Raw genomic sequence first — 2,178 nt, 5'->3', positions numbered from 1 at the left:
TTTGTTCTTTCATACTTTACTCAATCAACTAAAATTCACTCTTATGTCTAAATAATTTATGACAACTCATGAACATGTTATTTAATCATAACTTGCTTATATATTTCATTATAACATAATAATAACTTGCACTAACTATTTATCAGTAAAAAATTATAAATTTTTTAACTTCTTATCCAAAATTCGCATAATAAAGTATTTTAGGGATTTTTTTGTCTAAGGAGTCGTAAGAAAATAATGTGTATAAATTAAATTCTACCTACAACTAAAATTATATAATCATTGTATAATTGCCACTAAACTAAATATTTCACTAATTTTTTACAAAATACACTTTACATACCAAAATATATTGTATACCTTATAAAATATATGGGTTTTTAGAAATAATATAGCAACCACAAATTAGGTTTTTGATATTGTTATTTCGTAATATTCAATATAATCTCACTAGTAAGCAAAATAATCTTGCAACATTGCAAAGCAAACTTAATGAACAACAGGCTTTAGTAAGCAAAATATACGAATATTTAAGCGATTTTCAGGATAATCCTACATCTAATACAAGAATGGTGGAAAATGATCAACTAGCTGCCAAGTTGGTTGGTGAACTAACACAATTAAATTTGAATGAAGTTGAAAACACTGAATTTTGGCGACCGTGGCAAGATAGACATTTTGATGTTCCAGGACAGATGGCATATGATATGTATGGTTTTGGAAGTTATACAGATATGCTTTCATCTCTTTCTACAGAAGGTCAATCACATCTTTTGCTTACAATACACGACACACCTGAAGTTATTGCTAATCTAAAACAAGTAGTAATTGCAGCTTACTCAAATATTTCTGCAAAACAGATAGGAGATAACATAGGCATAAGTTATCCAAGTGGAACCTTTCATATTGGAGACACAGAAGTTTATAATGTGTACAGAATACATTACAATTACCGAGAGTCTGCACCAGAAGTTGCGGATAGTATTTTAAACGAAATAGCCCTAATACTTGAAATAATTTCGGAGATTAGTTCATATCAATTCCCCAAAAATTGACTACAATAGACTTAATTAATTCTACTGTCTAGCTCACGGAATACTCCAACTTCTTTCCATAAGTCCCTATTTCCTATAACATAAATAACTTCTTTAGCACGGGTAACTGCTACATTTAAGATGTTAGGAAATTTGCCTACCCATACTCGACTGCCATCTTGGTCTGATCCTTGTGCCCCTAATACTAAAATTACCGCTTCAGCTTCTCGACCTTGGACAGTATGTATTGTTCCAACTCGCTCATTAAGCCAAGAATAGCTATCTGTAGTTATCCAAGATTTTAAAATATGACTATCTTTTATAATTTTGCGTAAATTATTCGCAACAACTCTAAAAGGTGTCACAATATACAGATTTGGCTGTATTCCAGCACTCTTTAATGTACCTAATAGTTCAAGTACCTTTTGCCCTTCTTCTGGACACCACTTATCTGACGCTTCTCCTTGAACATCAAACCATTTAGAAGAACCAAGACACTTATGTATTGCAGAGCTGCTATCAGAACTCTTGGCGTGAACCATAGATTCTCCATAAGCAATTATATTAGAAATATCAAACATAGGATTTCCACAACGTCTATGTACTAGTAAAGGCACACCAACCAAACGACTTCCGTGCTTAGTATCAAATTCATAAATATATGAATTTGCAAAATCTGATAGGGTTTGCACTGATGCTTCTGGGGCATTGAAACGTTTTGGATCTACTGAAAATTGTTTACATATACTTTTTGTTAAATTGTCAGGTAAATCAACCACTGGTTCTATTTGTAGAGGATCCCCTGTCACTATAACACGTTTTGTTCTCATTATAGCCCCTACAGCAGCTTGCGGTAAAGCCTGCCCAGCTTCATCAATAATAAGCCATCCAAGAGAATTGGCAGGGATATCCTTTAACATTTTCTCTACAGATGCAAAAGTTGTTGATACACTAGGAACTACAAGGAAGAAAGATGCCCATAAGTCTAGTAAAAAATCAGTGGTGCTTTTATCTATTACGTTAAAAGAATCCCTAAAAATTTTCATCATAGCTCCAAGGTTATGATGTATGGTGGTCTCCTTTGTCTAGACAAAAATTTAGCAATTTAGAGATATAATTCCCATGAAATTATTATTGTCACTAT

The 2,178-nt window shown here is 32.5% G+C and carries 2 protein-coding genes; one reads left to right on the top strand and one right to left on the bottom strand.

What is annotated here, in order from left to right; genetic code table 11:
* The first annotated feature begins 413 nt into the window (after positions 1-413).
* Positions 414-1,055, top strand: a complete 642-nt coding sequence (locus tag RiCNE_RS06825; RefSeq protein ID WP_133062970.1) for a hypothetical protein — start codon at positions 414-416, stop codon at positions 1,053-1,055.
* A gap of 11 nt (positions 1,056-1,066) precedes the next feature.
* Here the strand turns inward: RiCNE_RS06825 and RiCNE_RS06820 are convergent, their stop codons facing one another.
* The gene (locus RiCNE_RS06820; RefSeq protein ID WP_094649806.1) at positions 1,067-2,083 is read right to left on the bottom strand and encodes a DEAD/DEAH box helicase; all 1,017 of its coding nucleotides are present in this window, start codon (positions 2,081-2,083) and stop codon (positions 1,067-1,069) included.
* Positions 2,084-2,178 lie beyond the last annotated feature (95 nt).

This window comes from Rickettsia endosymbiont of Culicoides newsteadi, from assembly GCF_002259525.1.
In the GTDB taxonomy this organism is placed as follows: Bacteria; Pseudomonadota; Alphaproteobacteria; order Rickettsiales; family Rickettsiaceae; genus Tisiphia.
The sequence above is the reverse complement of the archived record's forward strand: the minus strand, read 5'-3'. Positions and strand labels throughout refer to the sequence as shown.

Excerpts from the sequence above, each read along its gene's own strand:
- RiCNE_RS06820 (WP_094649806.1), bottom strand. The coding sequence starts at position 2,083 with ATGATGAAAATTTTTAGGGATTCTTTTAACGTAATAGATAAAAGCACC.